Source organism: Cognatundibacterium jejuense (genome assembly GCF_014284255.1).
Classification (GTDB): Bacteria; Pseudomonadota; Gammaproteobacteria; order Burkholderiales; family Burkholderiaceae_D; genus Undibacterium; species Undibacterium jejuense.
The window spans coordinates 392,963-410,400 of record NZ_JACOFV010000002.1; the positions used below are offsets into that span (position 1 = coordinate 392,963).

At 46.9% G+C, this 17,438-nt stretch carries 32 protein-coding genes; all 32 read right to left on the reverse strand.

The genetic code is table 11. From position 1 onward, the window contains the following. Positions 1-93 precede the first annotated feature (93 nt). The gene (gene dsbD / locus H8K32_RS04150) at positions 94-1,905 is read right to left on the reverse strand and encodes a protein-disulfide reductase DsbD (RefSeq protein WP_186911209.1); all 1,812 of its coding nucleotides are present in this window, start codon (positions 1,903-1,905) and stop codon (positions 94-96) included. Then, entirely contained in the window at positions 1,902-2,225 is a 324-nt protein-coding gene (cutA, locus tag H8K32_RS04155) for a divalent-cation tolerance protein CutA (protein WP_186911210.1), read from the reverse strand. Before cutA ends, dsbD begins: the two co-directional genes overlap by 4 nt. A gap of 181 nt (positions 2,226-2,406) precedes the next feature. Beyond that, positions 2,407-2,799, reverse strand: coding sequence for a 50S ribosomal protein L17 (gene rplQ / locus H8K32_RS04160; protein WP_186911211.1), 393 nt, complete (start codon positions 2,797-2,799; stop codon positions 2,407-2,409). A gap of 122 nt (positions 2,800-2,921) precedes the next feature. After that, positions 2,922-3,899 (reverse strand): DNA-directed RNA polymerase subunit alpha, encoded by a 978-nt coding sequence (locus H8K32_RS04165; protein WP_186911212.1) that lies wholly within the window; start codon positions 3,897-3,899, stop codon positions 2,922-2,924. A 103-nt stretch (positions 3,900-4,002) separates the two neighbouring features. Further along, entirely contained in the window at positions 4,003-4,626 is a 624-nt protein-coding gene (gene rpsD, locus H8K32_RS04170; protein ID WP_186911213.1) for a 30S ribosomal protein S4, read from the reverse strand. Between the two features lie 208 nt (positions 4,627-4,834). After that, entirely contained in the window at positions 4,835-5,239 is a 405-nt protein-coding gene (rpsK, locus tag H8K32_RS04175) for a 30S ribosomal protein S11 (RefSeq protein WP_186911214.1), read from the reverse strand. 31 nt (positions 5,240-5,270) lie between these two features. Next, entirely contained in the window at positions 5,271-5,636 is a 366-nt protein-coding gene (gene rpsM, locus H8K32_RS04180) for a 30S ribosomal protein S13 (RefSeq protein WP_186884641.1), read from the reverse strand. 27 nt (positions 5,637-5,663) lie between these two features. Further along, the gene (gene rpmJ / locus H8K32_RS04185; protein WP_014004415.1) at positions 5,664-5,777 is read right to left on the reverse strand and encodes a 50S ribosomal protein L36; all 114 of its coding nucleotides are present in this window, start codon (positions 5,775-5,777) and stop codon (positions 5,664-5,666) included. 32 nt (positions 5,778-5,809) lie between these two features. Further along, on the reverse strand, positions 5,810-6,028 hold the full coding sequence (infA, locus tag H8K32_RS04190) for a translation initiation factor IF-1 (RefSeq protein WP_005663428.1): 219 nt from the start codon (positions 6,026-6,028) through the stop codon (positions 5,810-5,812). Between the two features lie 24 nt (positions 6,029-6,052). Further along, on the reverse strand, positions 6,053-7,390 hold the full coding sequence (secY, locus tag H8K32_RS04195; RefSeq protein WP_186911215.1) for a preprotein translocase subunit SecY: 1,338 nt from the start codon (positions 7,388-7,390) through the stop codon (positions 6,053-6,055). 25 nt (positions 7,391-7,415) lie between these two features. Beyond that, entirely contained in the window at positions 7,416-7,847 is a 432-nt protein-coding gene (rplO, locus tag H8K32_RS04200) for a 50S ribosomal protein L15 (protein WP_186911216.1), read from the reverse strand. A 28-nt stretch (positions 7,848-7,875) separates the two neighbouring features. After that, the gene (gene rpmD, locus H8K32_RS04205) at positions 7,876-8,055 is read right to left on the reverse strand and encodes a 50S ribosomal protein L30 (RefSeq protein ID WP_186911217.1); all 180 of its coding nucleotides are present in this window, start codon (positions 8,053-8,055) and stop codon (positions 7,876-7,878) included. A 10-nt stretch (positions 8,056-8,065) separates the two neighbouring features. Then, entirely contained in the window at positions 8,066-8,584 is a 519-nt protein-coding gene (gene rpsE, locus H8K32_RS04210) for a 30S ribosomal protein S5 (RefSeq protein WP_110255927.1), read from the reverse strand. 12 nt (positions 8,585-8,596) lie between these two features. Then, on the reverse strand, positions 8,597-8,959 hold the full coding sequence (gene rplR, locus H8K32_RS04215; RefSeq protein ID WP_186884637.1) for a 50S ribosomal protein L18: 363 nt from the start codon (positions 8,957-8,959) through the stop codon (positions 8,597-8,599). A 12-nt stretch (positions 8,960-8,971) separates the two neighbouring features. Beyond that, positions 8,972-9,505, reverse strand: coding sequence for a 50S ribosomal protein L6 (gene rplF / locus H8K32_RS04220; RefSeq protein WP_186911218.1), 534 nt, complete (start codon positions 9,503-9,505; stop codon positions 8,972-8,974). 10 nt (positions 9,506-9,515) lie between these two features. Then, complete coding sequence (gene rpsH / locus H8K32_RS04225) at positions 9,516-9,911, reverse strand: 30S ribosomal protein S8 (protein ID WP_186911219.1); 396 nt, start codon at positions 9,909-9,911, stop codon at positions 9,516-9,518. A 14-nt stretch (positions 9,912-9,925) separates the two neighbouring features. Beyond that, on the reverse strand, positions 9,926-10,231 hold the full coding sequence (gene rpsN / locus H8K32_RS04230) for a 30S ribosomal protein S14 (RefSeq protein ID WP_186911220.1): 306 nt from the start codon (positions 10,229-10,231) through the stop codon (positions 9,926-9,928). Positions 10,232-10,238: 7 nt separating this feature from the next. Then, positions 10,239-10,778 (reverse strand): 50S ribosomal protein L5, encoded by a 540-nt coding sequence (gene rplE, locus H8K32_RS04235; RefSeq protein WP_186911221.1) that lies wholly within the window; start codon positions 10,776-10,778, stop codon positions 10,239-10,241. Positions 10,779-10,782: 4 nt separating this feature from the next. Further along, entirely contained in the window at positions 10,783-11,097 is a 315-nt protein-coding gene (gene rplX / locus H8K32_RS04240; RefSeq protein ID WP_186911222.1) for a 50S ribosomal protein L24, read from the reverse strand. Positions 11,098-11,106: 9 nt separating this feature from the next. Next, the gene (gene rplN, locus H8K32_RS04245) at positions 11,107-11,475 is read right to left on the reverse strand and encodes a 50S ribosomal protein L14 (RefSeq protein WP_006464924.1); all 369 of its coding nucleotides are present in this window, start codon (positions 11,473-11,475) and stop codon (positions 11,107-11,109) included. A 239-nt stretch (positions 11,476-11,714) separates the two neighbouring features. Next, the gene (gene rpsQ, locus H8K32_RS04250; protein ID WP_162039553.1) at positions 11,715-11,987 is read right to left on the reverse strand and encodes a 30S ribosomal protein S17; all 273 of its coding nucleotides are present in this window, start codon (positions 11,985-11,987) and stop codon (positions 11,715-11,717) included. Further along, complete coding sequence (gene rpmC, locus H8K32_RS04255) at positions 11,987-12,178, reverse strand: 50S ribosomal protein L29 (protein ID WP_162021780.1); 192 nt, start codon at positions 12,176-12,178, stop codon at positions 11,987-11,989. Before rpmC ends, rpsQ begins: the two co-directional genes overlap by 1 nt. A 12-nt stretch (positions 12,179-12,190) precedes the next feature. After that, complete coding sequence (rplP, locus tag H8K32_RS04260) at positions 12,191-12,610, reverse strand: 50S ribosomal protein L16 (RefSeq protein ID WP_186911223.1); 420 nt, start codon at positions 12,608-12,610, stop codon at positions 12,191-12,193. Between the two features lie 2 nt (positions 12,611-12,612). Next, positions 12,613-13,443, reverse strand: a complete 831-nt coding sequence (gene rpsC / locus H8K32_RS04265; RefSeq protein WP_186911224.1) for a 30S ribosomal protein S3 — start codon at positions 13,441-13,443, stop codon at positions 12,613-12,615. 9 nt (positions 13,444-13,452) lie between these two features. Then, entirely contained in the window at positions 13,453-13,785 is a 333-nt protein-coding gene (rplV, locus tag H8K32_RS04270) for a 50S ribosomal protein L22 (RefSeq protein WP_174244915.1), read from the reverse strand. Positions 13,786-13,791: 6 nt separating this feature from the next. Continuing rightward, positions 13,792-14,067, reverse strand: a complete 276-nt coding sequence (rpsS, locus tag H8K32_RS04275) for a 30S ribosomal protein S19 (RefSeq protein WP_186911225.1) — start codon at positions 14,065-14,067, stop codon at positions 13,792-13,794. A gap of 10 nt (positions 14,068-14,077) precedes the next feature. Beyond that, positions 14,078-14,908 carry a 50S ribosomal protein L2 gene (rplB, locus tag H8K32_RS04280; RefSeq protein ID WP_186911226.1) on the reverse strand — a complete coding sequence of 277 codons (831 nt, stop codon included), beginning with the start codon at positions 14,906-14,908 and terminating at the stop codon, positions 14,078-14,080. A 2-nt stretch (positions 14,909-14,910) separates the two neighbouring features. Continuing rightward, complete coding sequence (gene rplW, locus H8K32_RS04285; protein ID WP_186911227.1) at positions 14,911-15,225, reverse strand: 50S ribosomal protein L23; 315 nt, start codon at positions 15,223-15,225, stop codon at positions 14,911-14,913. Next, positions 15,222-15,845: a 50S ribosomal protein L4 gene (gene rplD, locus H8K32_RS04290; RefSeq protein ID WP_186911228.1), complete on the reverse strand. Its 624-nt coding sequence runs from the start codon at positions 15,843-15,845 to the stop codon at positions 15,222-15,224. The genes rplW and rplD overlap by 4 nt, the downstream gene beginning before the upstream one ends. A 3-nt stretch (positions 15,846-15,848) precedes the next feature. Beyond that, positions 15,849-16,505, reverse strand: a complete 657-nt coding sequence (rplC, locus tag H8K32_RS04295; RefSeq protein WP_186911229.1) for a 50S ribosomal protein L3 — start codon at positions 16,503-16,505, stop codon at positions 15,849-15,851. 226 nt (positions 16,506-16,731) lie between these two features. Further along, positions 16,732-17,049, reverse strand: a complete 318-nt coding sequence (gene rpsJ / locus H8K32_RS04300; protein ID WP_110255911.1) for a 30S ribosomal protein S10 — start codon at positions 17,047-17,049, stop codon at positions 16,732-16,734. A 129-nt stretch (positions 17,050-17,178) separates the two neighbouring features. Then, on the reverse strand, positions 17,179-17,438 hold a 260-nt coding region (locus H8K32_RS04305), incomplete at its 5' end, for an EF-Tu C-terminal domain-related protein (protein ID WP_456243415.1).

Here is a 17,438-nt window from a genome sequence, read left to right on the forward strand (position 1 = left end):
CTCAAAACACAATAAATTCATCACAGCAATGCATCCTGTTTGCAACTTCATTACAAACTACCAAAAACTTCCAACTACGATTCTGCAGGTTGGTTATTTACCTTCATTTTTCAATAATGATTGCAAGAATTTTTCAGCATCCTGAAAGCCAACCACGCGTCCATCCGGTATTTCTGTGCCCATAGGATTAAAGAATATAATCCCGGGCGGTCCAAATAGATTAAAACGTTTCAGCAAAGCTTTATCATCTGCATTGTTTGCTGTCACGTCGACTTGTAACAACAACATGCTGTCCAGTTTAGCCTTGACCTGTGGATTAGTGAAGGTCAATTTTTCCATCTCTTTACATGAGACGCACCAGTCTGCGTAAAAATCCAGTGTCGCCATCTTGCCTTTATTTTGCGCAAGAGCGGCGTCTAATTCAACGACGGTACGAATTCTGGTGAAAACGACTTTCTGCGTCTCGGTTCCCAAAACGTGAGCGAGCGGGGCGTAGATATCTCGACCACCTGTGCTAACACCAACCAACTGCGTCGCCCCCAACAACACAAACACCACGGCAATGCCCTTGGCGAACAAACCTGAGCGATGGAAAAATAACAGGTAGCCGCCATAGCCGATCAAGAGCACCGCCCAACCAAGCATTTGCACCCAGACAGGCAACACAGGTGATACCATCCACAAGGCCATCGCCAGCATTAACACGCCAAAGAAACGTTTGATACTTTCCATCCATACGCCAGCGCGGGGCAACAAGCTACCAGCTGACAAACCCAACAGCAACAGTGGAACACCCATACCGATCGCGATCGCAAACATCGCAGCCCCACCAACTAACACATCACGAGTTTGACTGATATACACCAGTGCACCCAACAGGGGTCCGGTAACGCAAGGACCGACGATCAACGCTGAGATCGAACCCATCAAAAATACGCCAAACAACTTGCCCAGTTTACTATTACGTTGACCTTCCGATACTTCGGTCAGTTTAGTTTGCAATGCGGCCGGCATTTGCAATTGATACACATTGAACATGGACAGCGCAAATACCACCATCAAAGCGGCAAACGCACTCAGAACCCAAGGGTTCTGCAAGGTCGCTGCCAGACCTTCGCCAGCCAGCCCAGCCGCAACGCCCATACCGGTATAAACCAGCGACATCCCTAACACATAAGCGACCGACAACAAAAACGCACGGGTGCGGCTAACACCAACACCTTCACCGACAATAATAAACGACAGAATAGGCACCATGGGCAATACGCACGGTGTCAGCGATAAGCCCAAACCAAGCACGAAAAACAGCGGCAAGATCACCAGCAATTTGCCGCTTTTCAACGCCGCGCTAATGCTGCTGGTCTCAGCGTCGCCAGCGCCCGCATTCGATGAGATAGTAGCATCCGCCTTTGTTGGCTCACCAACAGCTCCTTGGGTGCCGGCAATACCAGTAATCGGCAATTTGAATACGCTTTCCATCGGTGGATAGCAAAGCCCCTGATCCGCACAACCCTGACGAACAACCTTCAGGCTGAATTCGTGACTCGCTTTGACCGGAATTCTGACCACAACAGCGTGACGATAGGTTTCGACCTCCTTTTGGAAGGTCTCGTCGAATTTAACTTTCCCTTTTGGGAGAACGGGTTCACCCAATTGCGCGTCTTCTGACGTAAATTTCAAACGCTCGCGATAAAGGTAATAACCTTCAGCAATGTTGAGCGTTACTTCGGCAGTGCCAGCATCAACCATCTTGGCGGAAGCAGTAAATGCAACTTCCGGATCTAGAAAATCTTCGGCCTTCACCAGCGCACTAGCTAACAAACACGCCGCAACGAACACTACTTGCAGCAAGAGGGTAAAGGAATGTTGTATGCGTAAAAACGCTGGCGTACTTTGCAGTTTCATTGACGTCCTGTTTGTTCATTAACCCATTGCAAATAGGCGGGTAGGCCCGCCACAACGGGGATTGCTATGATTTCGGGTACTTCATAAGGGTGAGCTTCAGTAATGCAATTTTGCAGGGCCGAAAATGCTTCGTTTGTCGTTTTTATTTGCAACAACACTTCAGTCGTCACCTCCTGCTTGCCAGCCCATGTGTATAGAGACATGACTTCGGGCAAGACGTTCACACACGCCGCCAACTTATTTGCTAACACTTTTTCAGCAATCACCAACGCTGTCTGTTTGTCGGGGCAAGTGGTGATAACTAACAAAATCTGATTCATATTTCCCCTAAGCAGCTATTTTAACAAGAGTGCGCGATTTAAGAGCAGCGTCAATCAAAAACCAATGGCGATTCGTGACGCATTCCTTTGATAGAAGAGTAAATTAAATGCATAGACGAAAAAAAACCGCTCAGTCAGACTGAACGGTTTTCTTGTATGAAGGCACAGGTCCTTCAATTACTTATGCTTCTGGTGCATCAGCGATGTCAGAAACTTCTGGACGATCCAGCAGTTCAACATATGCCATAGGAGCATTGTCACCAACGCGGAAACCCATTTTCAGGATACGCAGGTAACCGCCGTTACGATTTGCGTAACGTGGGCCCAATTCAGCAAACAATTTAACAACCATTTCGCGGTCGCGCAGACGGGAGAAAGCCAAACGCTTGTTTGCCAGTGTGTCTGTTTTACCCAAGGTCAGAATCGGCTCAATAACGCGGCGCAGTTCTTTTGCTTTTGGCAAAGTTGTTTTGATTGCTTCGTGACGCAACAGGGAAACTGTCATGTTGCGCAACATTGCTAAACGGTGGGAAGATGTACGATTCAGCTTACGTAAGCCGTGACGATGACGCATGGTAATTCCTTTTAAAGTTTTAAAAAAGCCAGCTCTTCTATCGCTAACGCATATTTTTTCGTCAGCGCGGGCCGGTCGGTACTACTGTTAAATCGGGCAGCAACGCTGCCCGAGGGACCAAATTATTTTTCCAAGCCAGCTGGTGGCCAGTTTTCCAACTTCATGCCCAAAGACAAACCACGGGACGCGAGTACTTCTTTGATTTCGTTCAAAGACTTACGACCCAGATTTGGTGTCTTCAACAATTCGTTTTCGCTACGTTGGATCAGATCACCAATGTAGTAAATGTTTTCTGCTTTCAGGCAGTTAGCTGAACGAACTGTTAATTCCAGATCATCCACTGGACGCAACAGAACTGGATCAACTGCAGGTGCACGGGATGGCGCTTCAGCAGCAGCTTCAGTACCTTCAAGTGCAGCAAATACATTCAACTGATCAACCAACACGCGTGCGGATTGACGAATTGCTTCTTCTGGAGAAATCACACCGTTTGTTTCGATGTTAATGACCAGTTTATCCAGATCAGTACGCTGTTCAACACGAGCGGACTCAACTGCATAAGAAACACGACGTACTGGAGAGAAAGAAGCATCCAAAATCATACGACCGATGGTTTTGTTCGCATCTTCTGAGAGACGACGAACATTACCTGGTACATAACCACGGCCTTTTTCTACTTTGATCTGCATGTCAAGTTTGCCGCCAGCAGTCAAATTAGCGATCACGTGATCTGGGTTGATCAGTTCCACATCGTGTGGCAGATCGATATCGGAAGCCAAAACTGCGCCTTCGCCATCTTTCTTCAAAGTCAGAGTGACTTCATCACGATTGTGCAACTTGAATACAACACCTTTCAAGTTCAACAGAATATCAACTACGTCTTCTTGAACGCCATCGAGGGAAGAATACTCATGAACGACACCAGCGATGGTGACTTCAGTCGGTGCGTAACCAGTCATCGTCGACAACAGAACACGACGCAGAGCATTGCCCAGCGTGTGGCCATAGCCGCGTTCAAACGGTTCCATAGTCACTTTAGCGTGACCAGCACCCAGCATTTCCACATCAATAATACGTGGCTTCAACAGATTGTTTTGCATGAAATGTCCTTTTCAATACCCTCGGTTCGTTACACCGATAAGGCTGATGGCATTAAAGAAAAAGCCTGCCAGTCGCGAAACAGGCAGGCGGAGAAACTTAATATTAACGAGAATACAATTCAACGATCAGAGATTCGTTAACATCGTGAGCGATGTCGCTGCGATCTGGCATGGACTTGAAAGTACCTTCCATTTTCTTCGCATCAACAGCAACCCAAGTCGGCATGCCGCCTTGTTCTGCCAGAGACAGCGCCTCAACGATACGAACTTGCTTTTTCGCTTTTTCACGAACTGCAACGACGTCACCAGCTTTAACCTGGTAAGAAGCGATATTCACAACGATACCGTTCACTGTGAAAGCTTTGTGGCTCACCAATTGGCGTGCTTCAGCGCGTGTAGAGCCAAAGCCCATACGGTAAGCAACGTTGTCCAGACGGGATTCCAACAATTTCAACAATGTTTCGCCAGTATTGCCTTTTTGACGATCAGCTTCAGCGAAGTAGCGGCGGAATTGACGTTCCAGAATGCCGTACATACGTTTAACTTTTTGCTTTTCGCGCAATTGGTTACCGAAGTCAGAGGTACGAGCACCGGAAGTGCGACCATGTTGACCTGGTTTAGCGTCGAGTTTGCATTTTGAATCTAAAGAGCGACGTGCGCTTTTCAGAAACAGATCCGTGCCTTCGCGGCGGGATAACTTAGCTTTTGGTCCGATATAACGTGCCACAGTATTTTCCTTTAATTAATGACGCAGAATGAGCTGCGCTAGTCTGATCTACCTGCAACCAGACAGTGGTCTTAAAGACATAAGTACTAGAAATAACTAGCCTTTTAATGTCTGAAATAAAAATTCCCAACACAAAACCCGCCAACAAAATGGCGGGCTTGCATTCTAACGGAAAAACCGTCAGAACGCCAGCAGCAAATGCTACTGCTTAGATACGACGACGCTTTGGAGGGCGGCAGCCGTTATGTGGAACTGGTGTTACGTCTTGGATCAAAGAAATCTTGATACCGAGATTGTTCAATGCGCGAACTGAAGATTCACGACCTGGGCCTGGGCCCTTGATGCGAACTTCCAGATTTTTGATACCGCATTCAACAGCAACTTTACCTGCTGCTTCCGCTGCAACCTGCGCTGCGAAAGGAGTAGATTTACGTGAGCCTTTAAAACCAGCACCGCCAGCAGTTGCCCATGAAAGCGCATTGCCTTGACGATCAGTGATCGTGATGATGGTGTTATTGAAAGAAGCGTGAACGTGTGCAATACCTTCTGCAACGTTCTTTTTAACTTTCTTACGAGCACGTGCTGCTGCTGCGTTGTTAGATGCTTTTGCCATAATGATTTCCTTGGATCCGGGCTAGCCTGGATTATTTCTTCAAAGATTGAGCTGCTTTACGTGGGCCTTTACGTGTACGTGCGTTAGTACGTGTACGTTGACCACGGCAAGGCAAGCCTTTACGATGGCGCAAGCCGCGATAGCAACCCAAGTCCATCAAGCGCTTGATGTTCATGGACAATTCACGACGCAAGTCGCCTTCGACGATAAATTTACCGATTTCGTCGCGAAGCTTCTCGAGTTCGTTGTCATCCAGATCTTTAACCTTTTTATTGGTCAAAACACCTGTTGCTTCACAGATTTTCTGTGAGCGTGGACGGCCAATACCATAGATAGCTGTTAAGCCGATTACGGTATGCTGATGATTTGGGATATTAACCCCTGCGATACGTGCCATTCGTTATTCCTCGTTCAATAACGTTAATTAACCTTGGCGCTGTTTATGGCGTGGTTCTGTGCAAATAACACGAACAACACCTTTGCGCTTGATGATTTTGCAGTTGCGGCAAATCCGCTTAACTGATGCGAGAACTTTCATTTTTGCCCTCTTCCCTTTTAATACAATTTAATTTACTTGGTACGGAACACTATTCGCGCCCGGCTCAAATCATAAGGCGTCAATTCCACTGTCACCTTATCACCTGGAAGAATACGAATATAGTTCATTCGCATCTTCCCGGAAATATGGCCTAGTACAACATGCCCGTTTTCCAACTTAACTCGAAATGTCGCATTCGGAAGATTCTCAAGAATCTCGCCCTGCATCTGTATAACGTCGTCTTTTGCCATTCGATCTGCTGTTCCTTCAGGCAATTACCGAGAAGGAATCCCGCCCTTGAAATTTGCTTTACGAAGAAGCGATTCATACTGCTGAGACATTACATAGTTCTGAACTTGTGCCATGAAATCCATGGTAACGACCACAATAATCAACAGCGATGTGCCACCGAAATAAAATGGTACCTTCCACTTGGCGATCAAGAATTCAGGTAATAAACAAACCAGCGTAATATAAACCGCACCGGCCAGTGTCAAACGCATCAAAATCTTATCGATATAGCGTGCTGTCTGATCACCTGGACGAATTCCCGGAACAAACGCGCCACTCTTCTTCAAGTTGTCAGCCGTTTCTTTGCTATTAAATACCAAAGCGGTATAGAAGAAGCAGAAGAAAATAATTGCAGCTGCATACAACAAAGCGTGAATCGGCTCGCCTGGTGCCATCGACGCTGCTAGATCTTTCAAGAAGGTAATGAAACCGCTTGAAGAATCGCCTGCGCCTTTAGTGAACCAGCTGGTAATCGTCGCCGGGAACAAAATAATGGAAGAAGCAAAAATCGGAGGAATTACGCCCGCCATGTTCAACTTCAGAGGCAAATGACTACTTTGCCCACCATACACTTTATTACCGACCTGACGTTTTGCGTAGTTGACCAGGATCTTACGTTGGCCACGTTCCACAAACACCACCAGGTACGTTACAGCCGCAGCAATCACACAAATCAACAATACTGATGCCGGATGCATAGAGCCTGTCCGAACCAGTTCAAACAAGTTACCCAAGGCATTCGGGAGGCCAGCAGCGATACCGGCGAAAATAATGATAGAAATACCATTACCTAAACCACGCTCCGTAATCTGCTCGCCCAACCACATCAGAAACATCGTTCCAGTTACCAACGTTACTACAGTAGTCAATCGGAAAGCCATACCAGGATCAAGAACCAAACCTGGCTGAGCTTCCAGACCAAACGCAATAAAATATGCCTGCACCGTCGCTAACAGCAAAGTGCCATACCGAGTATATTGTGTAATCTTTCTACGACCGGATTCGCCTTCTTTTTTTAGCGCTTCCAGTTGTGGAGAAACGATAGACATCAACTGCATGATAATCGATGCCGAAATATACGGCATGATACCGAGTGCAAACACGGTGAACCGTGACAATGCACCACCGGAGAACATGTTAAACATACCCAAAATACCACCTTGGTTTTGCTTAAACAAGTCCGCCAATGCAGTTGGATCTATACCAGGAACTGGCACATGAGCACCAATCCTGTAGACAACCAGTGCTGCAAGCAAAAACCAGAGTCGCCCCCAGGGAAATCCGCTTGCTGCACTTTTAGCTTGTTGTGGAGATGTTGCCAATTATTGCTCCGGTGTCTGCACTGAATTAAGCGATTGTTCCGCCAGCAGCTTCGATTGCAGCTTTAGCGCCTTTAGTGACGATCAAGCCGTTCAAAGTAACTTTCTTGGAAATTGCGCCAGACAAGATCACACGAACTACACGTGCGAGCTCGGAAACAACACCAGCTTGTTTCAAAGCTAAGATGTCAATTTCAGTGACTGGCAGATTTTCCAGGTCTGTCAAACGAACTTCTGCTTTAAACGGGGTTGCCAGTGATTTAAAACCACGTTTTGGCAAACGACGTTGCAGAGGCATCTGACCGCCCTCGAAACCGACTTTATGAAAGCCGCCTGAACGGGATTTTTGACCTTTATGGCCGCGACCCGCTGTCTTACCTAAACCTGAACCGATACCACGACCAACACGACGTTTGTAGTGTTTTGCGCCATCAGCAGGTTGGATGTTATTCAATTCCATAATTTGCTCCGAACATAAGCCTTACGACTTACGCTACAACCTTCACAAGATACGAGACTTTGTTGATCATGCCGCGTACTGCTGGTGTGTCTTCCAATTCAGAAACTGAATTAACACGACGCAGACCCAAACCACGTACGGTAGCACGGTGATCTTGGCGTGTGCCGATCAGACCTTTGACCAATTGTACTTTTACTGTCTTAGTCATCGCGCTCTCCTTAACCGAGGATTTCTTCAACGGTCTTGCCACGCTTTGCAGCGATTTCAGATGGAGTACTCATCTTAGCCAGACCATTTAAAGTCGCACGAACCATGTTGTAAGGATTTGTGGAACCGTTGGATTTAGCAACGACGTTCACAATACCCATTACTTCAAAAATCGCGCGCATTGGACCACCAGCAATAACGCCAGTACCTTCTTTTGCTGGAGAAATCATGACGGAAGATGCGCCGTGCTTACCAGTAACGGTGTGCTGCAATGTACCGTTCTTTAAAGTCACTTTGATCATCTTACGACGTGCTTCTTCCATCGCTTTTTGTACAGCTACAGGAACTTCTTTCGATTTTCCCTTGCCCATACCGATACGGCCATCGCCGTCACCTACGACTGTCAGCGCCGCGAAACCCATGATACGACCACCCTTAACCACTTTGGTTACACGGTTGATCGCGATCATTTTTTCGCGCATGCCATCATCCGGCTTGTCGGCTGCTGTTTTTGCTTGCATTTTTGCCATGACAAATTTTCCTTAGAACTTCAAGCCAGCTTCGCGGGCAGCTTCTGCAAGCGCCTTGATGCGGCCATGGTAACGGAAACCGGAGCGGTCAAACGCAACTTCGGTAACCCCTGCTTTGATTGCCTTCTCTGCTACACGCTTGCCGATCAAAGTCGCGGCTGTGGTGTTGCCACCAGCACCGGACTTGCCAGCCAACTCTGCACGTACTTCTGCTTCTACTGTAGAAGCAGATGCCAACACTTTGGCGTCTGGGCCAATGATGTTTGCGTAGATGTGCAAGTTGGTGCGATGCACGGCCAGGCGGTTCACTTTGAGTTCTGCGATCTTGGCACGGGTTTGACGTGCGCGGCGCAGACGTGATTGTTTCTTGTCCATCGTCAACCCCTATTACTTCTTCTTGGTTTCTTTAATCACAACCACTTCGTCCGCATAACGGACACCCTTGCCTTTATAAGGCTCTGGGCTGCGGTATGCACGGACTTCAGCTGCCACTTGACCTACTTGCTGCTTATTAACCCCTTTGATCAGGATTTCAGTAGGTGTTGGCGTAGCACACGAAACGCCAGCTGGCATTTGATGTACAACTGGGTGTGAAAAACCTAAAGACAAATTCAATTTGTCACCTTGAGCTTGCGCTTTGTAACCAACGCCGACCAAAGTGAGTTTTCTTTCGAAGCCTTTAGTAACACCGTTAACCATGTTGTTGACCAGAGCACGTAAAGTGCCTGTCATTGCATTAGCTTCACGGCCATCATTGGCTGGTGAAAAACTCAAAGTGCCGTTGTCGTTCGCAATTGCCACTAAGCCGTTTAAGCTTTGTGTCAATACGCCCATAGGACCTTTTACTGTAATCTGCTCTGCTGAAATTGCAACTTCTGCACCGGCCGGCAAAGCGATTGGCATCTTACCTACTCGAGACATCTTTCACTCCTTAGGCGACGTAGCAAATAACTTCGCCACCGACACCGGTTGCGCGCGCTTTGCGGTCAGTCATGACGCCTTTTGGTGTGGACACAATGGCCACGCCCAAACCGTTCATCACGCTTGGAATCTCGTCTTTACCTTTGTAAATACGAAGACCTGGACGTGAAACACGTTCCAAACGCTCAATAACAGGACGTCCTGCATAATATTTCAAGCCGATTTTTAATTCGGACTTACCTGCAGTTTCCAAAACTGCGAAATCTTCAATGTAACCTTCGTCTTTAAGTACGTTTGCAATTGCAATCTTTACTTTAGAGGACGGCATCGCAACTACAGTTTTTTGAACAACTTGTGCGTTACGAATGCGGGTCAGCATATCGGCGATAGGATCGCTCATACTCATTGCTTATTCTCCTATTACCAGCTGGCTTTAGTCATACCCGGGATTTCACCACGCATGGCGACTTCACGGAGTTTAATACGGCCCAATCCGAATTTACGGAATGTGCCACGTGGGCGACCTGTCAAAGCGCAACGATTACGCTGGCGGGTCGGATTAGAATTACGTGGCAAAGCCTGCAACTTCAGACGAGCGATGTAACGCTCTTCTTCTGTCTTTGATTGGTCATCAATGATGGCCTTCAATTCGGCGCGCTTGCCAGCGAATTTCTTCACCAAGTCTGCACGCTTTTGCTCACGATTAATCAGTGCCAATTTTGCCATGGCGACCTCAGTTTCTGAACGGAAATTTAAATGCGGCGAGGAGTGCTTTCGCTTCTTCGTCGGTCTTTGCTGTTGTCGTGATACTGATATTCATACCACGCAATGCGTCGATCTTGTCGTACTCGATTTCAGGGAAAATAATCTGTTCCTTGACACCGATATTGTAGTTACCACGACCATCAAACGCACGACCAGAAACACCACGGAAGTCACGTACACGTGGCAATGCCACAGTGATGAAACGATCCAGGAATTCATACATCTGAGCGCCACGCAAAGTTACCATACAACCGATTGGGTAGCCTTCACGGATTTTAAAACCTGCAATCGCTTTACGTGCTTTAGTCACGACTGGCTTTTGGCCAGCGATTTTAGTCAAGTCACCAACAGCGTGCTCAATGATCTTTTTGTCAGCAATTGCTTCAGACAAACCCATATTCAGGGTAATCTTCAAGATACGTGGTACTTCCATCGAAGACTTATACGCGTACTTTTCAGTCAGCGCCGCAACGATTTTTTCTTTATATAATGCTTGTAGACGGGCCATGATGTTATGCCTTCACAACTTCGCCAGTCGACTTGTAGACGCGGACTTTCTTACCATCCACGACCTTAAAGCCTACACGGTCTGCTTTGCCAGATGCAGCGTTAAACAACGCAACATTCGACACATGAATCGGCATCACTTTATCAACGATGCCACCTACTGCGCCAGTCATTGGGTTAGGCTTAACAGCTTTTTTAGCAACGTTAATACCAGCTACAACAACGTAATCGCTGTCGATGCATGCTTGCACCTGACCACGTTTACCTTTGTCTTTACCCGTCAAGACGATGACTTCGTCGTTTTTACGAATTTTATTCATCACGACTCCTTACAGCACTTCTGGAGCTAAAGACACGATTTTCATGAAGCGCTCAGTACGCAATTCGCGTGTTACTGGGCCGAAAATACGAGTGCCGATAGGCTCAAGCTTTGCATTCAACAATACTGCAGCATTGCCATCAAATTTGACCAACGAGCCATCTTGACGACGAACACCCTTAGCTGTTCTCACAACCACGGCGTTGTAAATTTCACCTTTTTTTACACGACCGCGTGGAGCAGCAGATTTTACAGTGACTTTAATTACATCACCGATACCCGCATAACGACGCTTGGAACCGCCCAACACCTTAATACACAAAACTTCACGTGCACCAGTGTTGTCAGCCACTTCCAGCCGGCTTTCTGTTTGAATCATAATGTTCTCTTTCCCAACTTAATCCACATAACTTGCACAATGCAAATTTGTAGTCAGTCTTGGTCCCGCCAGCCAACCCCTACATAACCTACAATGCACGAGCCAACTGATTAGGTGGACGATTTTTTAACCACTTTCACAACGAGAGGGTGTTGCGAAAGACATTTAGGCTGTCATTTACATGTATTGCAAATGACAGCCCATCATTATTACATCAAAAAAGTTTTTGTGCAATAAATTTATACAACTTGTGCGACTTGAACCACACGTGTCACTGTCCAAGCTTTAGTCTTGGAGATCGGACGACCTTCTTGGATTTCAACTGTGTCGCCAGCTTTTGCCTGGTTCGCTTCATCGTGTGCGTGGTACTTTGCAGTACGAACGATGATCTTGCCATACAAAGGATGTTTGACGTGACGTTCAACAACCACTGTTACGGTTTTGTCCATCTTGTCTGACACAACTTTGCCAATTAATGTGCGCTTCAATGCCACTTTAACTTGATCGTTCATTATTTGGCATCCTTCTGGTTCATGACGGTTTTAACACGTGCGATGTCACGACGAACTTTTTTCAACTGTGAAGTGTTAGTCAGTTGCTGTGTAGCGATTTGCATACGCAGGCTGAATTGTGCCTTCAACAGATCATTAAGTTCTTTGGTCAAAGCCGCTTGATCTTTACCTTGGAGTTCAGATACTTTCATTTACAACTCCTATTATTGGCCGACTTGACGGACGACGAACGTAGTCATCAACGGCAATTTAGCTGCAGCCAAGCGGAACGCTTCGCGTGCCAGCGCTTCATCGACACCATCCATCTCGTACAACATTTTGCCAGGTTGAATCTCGGCAACGTAGTACTCAGGATTACCCTTACCATTACCCATACGAACCTCTGCAGGTTTCTGGGAAATTGGCTTGTCCGGGAAAACACGGATCCAAATACGACCACCGCGTTTAATATGACGGGTCATCGCACGACGCGCAGCTTCGATCTGACGCGCTGTGATACGACCACGGCCAACCGCTTTCAAGCCAAACTCACCGAAGGAGACAGCTGTACCACGGGAATGAGAAATCCCCTTGTTACGGCCTTTTTGCTCCTTACGATATTTTCTGCGTGCTGGTTGCAGCATGATTATTCTCCTGCTTTCTCAGCTGGAGCTGCAGCGTCAGCTTTTGCGCGTACGCGCTTGGCTGCTGGAGCTGCTGCACCAGTTGTAGTTTGCCCTTCAGGACGCTTAGCACGTGGACGACTGTTTGGCTTGCCATCGTCACGACGTGGACCACGACGTTTTTTGTCGTCTTCTGGAGTCGATTCAATAACAGGCGCATCGCCATTTGCTAAACGATCACCTTTGTAGACCCACACTTTTACGCCAATAATGCCGTAAGTTGTGGATGCTTCGCCAAAACCGTAGTCGATATCAGCGCGCAATGTATGCAGAGGCACACGGCCTTCGCGATACCATTCTTTACGAGCGATTTCAATACCATTCAAACGACCACCGGACATGATCTTGATGCCTTGTGCACCCAAACGCATTGCATTTTGCATCGCACGTTTCATCGCGCGGCGGAACATAATACGTTTTTCGAGCTGTTGAGCGATCGAATCAGCGATCAATTGTGCATCGATTTCTGGCTTGCGAATTTCTTCGATGTTCACGTGAACTGGCACGCCCATCATTTTCGACAATTCAGCTTTCAATACTTCAATATCTTCGCCTTTTTTACCGATTACAACACCTGGACGGGAGCTGTAAATAGTAATACGGGCGTTTTTCGCTGGACGCTCAATAGTGATGCGGCCTACAGATGCGTTTTTCAGTTTTTTCTTCAGGTACTCACGTACTTTCAGATCTTCACCGAGCATGGCAGCGAAATTGCCGTTGCCTGCATACCAACGTGAAGACCAGTTACGTGTTACCGCAAGACGAAAACCGGTTGGATGTATCTTCTGTCCCATCGTGACTCCTTAGTTACCGACAGTCACATAAATGTGACAGGATTGTTTAGAGATACGATCACCACGACCCTTAGCGCGTGCTGTGAAGCGCTTCAGAATCGCACCTTTTTCGACATAGATAGTCTTTACTTTCAGCTCATCGATATCTGCACCATCGTTGTGCTCGGCGTTTGCAATTGCAGACTCCAACACTTTCTTAATGATTGCAGCACCTTTTTTAGGGCTGAATGCCAGGATATTCAATGCCTGATCTACTTTTTTACCACGGATAAGGTCTGCAACGAGGCGACCTTTTTGCTCAGACAGACGCACACCGCGAAGATTAGCTTTAGTTTCCATCATCGGTCCTTATTTCTTAGCCTTTTTATCGGCAGCGTGACCCTTGAACGTACGGGTCAGCGCAAATTCGCCGAGCTTGTGACCAACCATGTTTTCGGAAACATAAACTGGTACGTGTTGCTTACCGTTATGCACCGCAATGGTCAAACCGATGAAGTCCGGCATAATTGTCGAACGACGGGACCAAGTCTTGATTGGCTTTTTGTCTTTATTTGCTTGCGCAGTTTCGACTTTCTTCACCAGGTGGGCGTCGCAGAACGGCCCTTTTTTCAATGAACGTGTCATGTTTTATCCCTTATTTCTTACCACGGCGTGAGACGATCATCGAAGTAGTACGCTTGTTGCGACGTGTCTTCTTACCCTTGGTCTGTTGACCCCATGGAGAAACTGGATGACGACCTGCTGCGGTTTTACCTTCACCACCACCGTGCGGGTGATCAACCGGATTCATTACCACACCGCGAACGGTAGGACGAACACCGCGCCAACGCATCGCACCAGCTTTACCAATCTTACGCAGATTGTGCTCGCCGTTACCAACTTCACCGATAGTTGCGCGGCATTCGATATGAATACGACGAACTTCACCGGAGCGCAAACGAACCTGAGCGTAAGTGCCTTCACGCGCCATCAGAACAACGCCAGCACCAGCTGTACGTGCGATCTGAGCACCCTTGCCTGGCAACATTTCTACGCAGTGCATAGTTGTGCCAACTGGGATGTTACGGATAGGCAAGCAGTTACCAGATTTGATTGGCGCTTGAGAGCCGCTCATTACCTGATCACCAGCAGCCATACCTTTAGTAGCGATGATGTAAGCACGCTCACCATCCGCGTAGCACAACAAAGCAATGTGCGCTGTACGGTTAGGATCGTATTCAATACGTTCTACTTTTGCAGGAATACCGTCTTTAGTGTTGCGTTTGAAGTCAACAATACGATAATGCTGCTTATGACCACCACCGATATGACGGGTAGTGATGTGACCGTTATTATTACGGCCAGCAGTTTTGGATTTCTTTTCCAACAAAGCAGCAAACGGACTACCTTTATGCAGGCCTTCTGTTACTACTTTCACCATACCACGACGACCTGGTGAGGTTGGCTTCATCTTAACGAGTGCCATGCTTATGCCCCCTCAGTGAAGTTGATTTCTTGACCTGGCTTCAAGCATACAAAAGCGCGTTTTGTATGATTGCGACGGCCATTAAATCTACCGGTACGTTTTTGTTTACCTTGACGATTTGCTACTTGAACAGATTCAACTTGAACCTTAAACAGCAATTCGACGGCAGCTTTGATTTCTGGCTTGGTTGCATCTGGCATAACCAGGAAAACCACTTGTTCATTCTTTTCAGCAACCATAGTTGCTTTTTCAGAAATAACAGGAGCCAGCAACACCTTCATCAGGCGTTCTTCGCTATGTTTGATTAATGCGCTCATGCCAGCATCTCCTCAATCTTTGCCAGTGCTGGCTTAGTGATCAACACTTTCTTGTAGAACACCAAAGAAACTGGATCAGCATAACGTGGCTCAACAACCAAAACGTTTGCCAAGTTACGTGCTGCCAACATCAGATTTTCATTGAATTCATCAGTGATGATCAAAACGGAATCCAGGCAACCCAATGCTTTCAATTTTTCCGTCAACAATTTTGTTTTCGGAGCTTCGACAGCAACATCATCAACCACATTCAGACGACCTTCACGAGCCAACTGAGAGAGGATCGAGCAGATACCTGCGCGATACATCTTTTTGTTAACTTTGTGAGAGAAGTTCTCATCTGGTGTATTTGGGAAAATACGACCACCGCCACGCCACAAAGGAGAGGAAGACATACCAGCACGTGCACGACCAGTACCTTTTTGACGCCAAGGCTTCTTAGTTGTGTGATGGACTTCTTCACGATCTTTTTGCTTGCGATTACCGCTACGCGCGTTCGCTTGGAATGCAACAACTACTTGATGAATCAAGGCTTCGTTGTAATCACGACCGAAAATAGTATCAGGAGCAACGACGTTCGCTGCAGCTTGACCTTGTTCGTTTAGGAGCTTCAGTTCCATGGATTAGGCTCCCTTCTTTGCTTTAACTTTAACAGCAGGAGATACTACTACCTGACCATTTTTTGCACCCGGCACAGCACCCTTAACCAGCAACAACTGACGCTCTGCATCTACGCGAGCGATTTCCAGATTTTGCACAGTACGAGTTACGTCACCCAAGTGACCAGTCATGCGCTTACCAGGGAAAACACGACCTGGATCCTGCGCCATACCGATAGAACCTGGAACGTTATGGGAACGGGAGTTACCGTGAGTAGCGCGACCAGAAGCGAAGTGGTGACGTTTGATGGTACCGGCATAGCCTTTACCAATTGTTACGCCTTGCACGTCAACTTTTTGACCAGCTTCGAACAATCCAACAGGCACAACATCGCCAGCTTTCATTTCGGAAGCTTTAGCAGCATCAACACGGAATTCTTTTAATACAGTACCAGCTTCAACACCTGCTTTTGCGAGGTGACCGGCAGCCGCTTTAGTTACACGGGATGCACGGCGCTGACCGAAAGTAACCTGAACAGCGGAGTAACCGTCTGTTTCAGGAGTTTTGACTTGCGTCACGCGGTTGTTGGACACGTCTAATACAGTAACAGGAATTGAATCCCCATCATCTGTAAAGATGCGCATCATACCAACCTTGCGACCAACTAGGCCCAAGCTCATTATTTTCTCCATTCTCACCTACGATTGGGTGAGGCTGATGTTTAAAAAACTTAAACGAAAAGGTTAGCGGAAGCTAACCTACATTTAAGCCTTCGATTATAGCCCACAAATTTTTTATTTACAACGCAAATTATTTGAAAATTCAAAAATTTGTGGTATGTCAATTCCTTTTAAATTCACCAGTTTGCAATTACACAAAAACTGGCGAACTTTAATTGGTAATTGATTACTGCAATTTGATTTCAACATCAACGCCAGCTGGCAAGTCGAGCTTCATCAAAGCATCAACTGTTTTGTCTGTTGGATCAACGATATCCATCAAACGCTGGTGTGTACGAATTTCAAACTGATCACGGGAAGTTTTGTTCACGTGCGGGGAACGCAATACGTCGAAACGTTGGATACGTGTTGGCAGAGGTACTGGACCTTTAACAACAGCGCCAGTGCGCTTAGCTGTTTCAACGATTTCCAAAGCAGATTGATCGATCAATTTGTAATCGAATGCTTTCAGACGGATGCGGATCTTTTGATTTTGTGTGGACATGCTATTTCCTATAAAGAACGAGCCAACTACTCAGTGAGTGTGGCGATTTTTACAAAGAGCGAATACTAAAAAAAGCGGCTGACGTGCTTAAAAACACGGCAGCCGACTAGTGTACTACAAAATTACGAATTACTCGATAATTTTTGCAACAACGCCCGCACCAACAGTACGACCGCCTTCACGGATAGCGAAGCGCAAGCCTTCTTCCATCGCGATCGGGTTGATCAGTTTTACTGTGATAGATACGTTATCACCTGGCATAACCATTTCTTTGTCTTTTGGCAACTCGATCGAACCAGTTACGTCCGTTGTACGGAAGTAGAACTGTGGACGGTAGTTGTTAAAGAATGGTGTATGACGACCACCTTCATCTTTAGACAATACATAGA

What these genes read in the sequence shown, in the direction of transcription:
- dsbD (WP_186911209.1), bottom strand. Translation starts at nt 1,905, where the DNA reads ATGAAACTGCAAAGTACGCCAGCGTTTTTACGCATACAACATTCCTTT.
- cutA (WP_186911210.1), bottom strand. Translation starts at nt 2,225, where the DNA reads ATGAATCAGATTTTGTTAGTTATCACCACTTGCCCCGACAAACAGACA.
- rplQ (WP_186911211.1), bottom strand. Translation starts at nt 2,799, where the DNA reads ATGCGTCATCGTCACGGCTTACGTAAGCTGAATCGTACATCTTCCCAC.
- H8K32_RS04165 (WP_186911212.1), bottom strand. Translation starts at nt 3,899, where the DNA reads ATGCAAAACAATCTGTTGAAGCCACGTATTATTGATGTGGAAATGCTG.
- rpsK (WP_186911214.1), bottom strand. Translation starts at nt 5,239, where the DNA reads ATGGCAAAAGCATCTAACAACGCAGCAGCAGCACGTGCTCGTAAGAAA.
- rpsM (WP_186884641.1), bottom strand. Translation starts at nt 5,636, where the DNA reads ATGGCACGTATCGCAGGGGTTAATATCCCAAATCATCAGCATACCGTA.
- rpmJ (WP_014004415.1), bottom strand. Translation starts at nt 5,777, where the DNA reads ATGAAAGTTCTCGCATCAGTTAAGCGGATTTGCCGCAACTGCAAAATC.
- infA (WP_005663428.1), bottom strand. Translation starts at nt 6,028, where the DNA reads ATGGCAAAAGACGACGTTATACAGATGCAGGGCGAGATTCTTGAGAAT.
- rplO (WP_186911216.1), bottom strand. Translation starts at nt 7,847, where the DNA reads ATGGAATTGAATAACATCCAACCTGCTGATGGCGCAAAACACTACAAA.
- rpmD (WP_186911217.1), bottom strand. Translation starts at nt 8,055, where the DNA reads ATGACTAAGACAGTAAAAGTACAATTGGTCAAAGGTCTGATCGGCACA.
- rpsE (WP_110255927.1), bottom strand. Translation starts at nt 8,584, where the DNA reads ATGGCAAAAATGCAAGCAAAAACAGCAGCCGACAAGCCGGATGATGGC.
- rplR (WP_186884637.1), bottom strand. Translation starts at nt 8,959, where the DNA reads ATGGACAAGAAACAATCACGTCTGCGCCGCGCACGTCAAACCCGTGCC.
- rplF (WP_186911218.1), bottom strand. Translation starts at nt 9,505, where the DNA reads ATGTCTCGAGTAGGTAAGATGCCAATCGCTTTGCCGGCCGGTGCAGAA.
- rpsH (WP_186911219.1), bottom strand. Translation starts at nt 9,911, where the DNA reads ATGAGTATGAGCGATCCTATCGCCGATATGCTGACCCGCATTCGTAAC.
- rpsN (WP_186911220.1), bottom strand. Translation starts at nt 10,231, where the DNA reads ATGGCAAAATTGGCACTGATTAATCGTGAGCAAAAGCGTGCAGACTTG.
- rplE (WP_186911221.1), bottom strand. Translation starts at nt 10,778, where the DNA reads ATGGCCCGTCTACAAGCATTATATAAAGAAAAAATCGTTGCGGCGCTG.
- rplX (WP_186911222.1), bottom strand. Translation starts at nt 11,097, where the DNA reads ATGAATAAAATTCGTAAAAACGACGAAGTCATCGTCTTGACGGGTAAA.
- rplN (WP_006464924.1), bottom strand. Translation starts at nt 11,475, where the DNA reads ATGATTCAAACAGAAAGCCGGCTGGAAGTGGCTGACAACACTGGTGCA.
- rpsQ (WP_162039553.1), bottom strand. Translation starts at nt 11,987, where the DNA reads ATGAACGATCAAGTTAAAGTGGCATTGAAGCGCACATTAATTGGCAAA.
- rpmC (WP_162021780.1), bottom strand. Translation starts at nt 12,178, where the DNA reads ATGAAAGTATCTGAACTCCAAGGTAAAGATCAAGCGGCTTTGACCAAA.
- rplP (WP_186911223.1), bottom strand. Translation starts at nt 12,610, where the DNA reads ATGCTGCAACCAGCACGCAGAAAATATCGTAAGGAGCAAAAAGGCCGT.
- rpsC (WP_186911224.1), bottom strand. Translation starts at nt 13,443, where the DNA reads ATGGGACAGAAGATACATCCAACCGGTTTTCGTCTTGCGGTAACACGT.
- rplV (WP_174244915.1), bottom strand. Translation starts at nt 13,785, where the DNA reads ATGATGGAAACTAAAGCTAATCTTCGCGGTGTGCGTCTGTCTGAGCAA.
- rpsS (WP_186911225.1), bottom strand. Translation starts at nt 14,067, where the DNA reads ATGACACGTTCATTGAAAAAAGGGCCGTTCTGCGACGCCCACCTGGTG.
- rplB (WP_186911226.1), bottom strand. Translation starts at nt 14,908, where the DNA reads ATGGCACTCGTTAAGATGAAGCCAACCTCACCAGGTCGTCGTGGTATG.
- rplW (WP_186911227.1), bottom strand. Translation starts at nt 15,225, where the DNA reads ATGAGCGCATTAATCAAACATAGCGAAGAACGCCTGATGAAGGTGTTG.
- rplD (WP_186911228.1), bottom strand. Translation starts at nt 15,845, where the DNA reads ATGGAACTGAAGCTCCTAAACGAACAAGGTCAAGCTGCAGCGAACGTC.
- rplC (WP_186911229.1), bottom strand. Translation starts at nt 16,505, where the DNA reads ATGAGCTTGGGCCTAGTTGGTCGCAAGGTTGGTATGATGCGCATCTTT.
- rpsJ (WP_110255911.1), bottom strand. Translation starts at nt 17,049, where the DNA reads ATGTCCACACAAAATCAAAAGATCCGCATCCGTCTGAAAGCATTCGAT.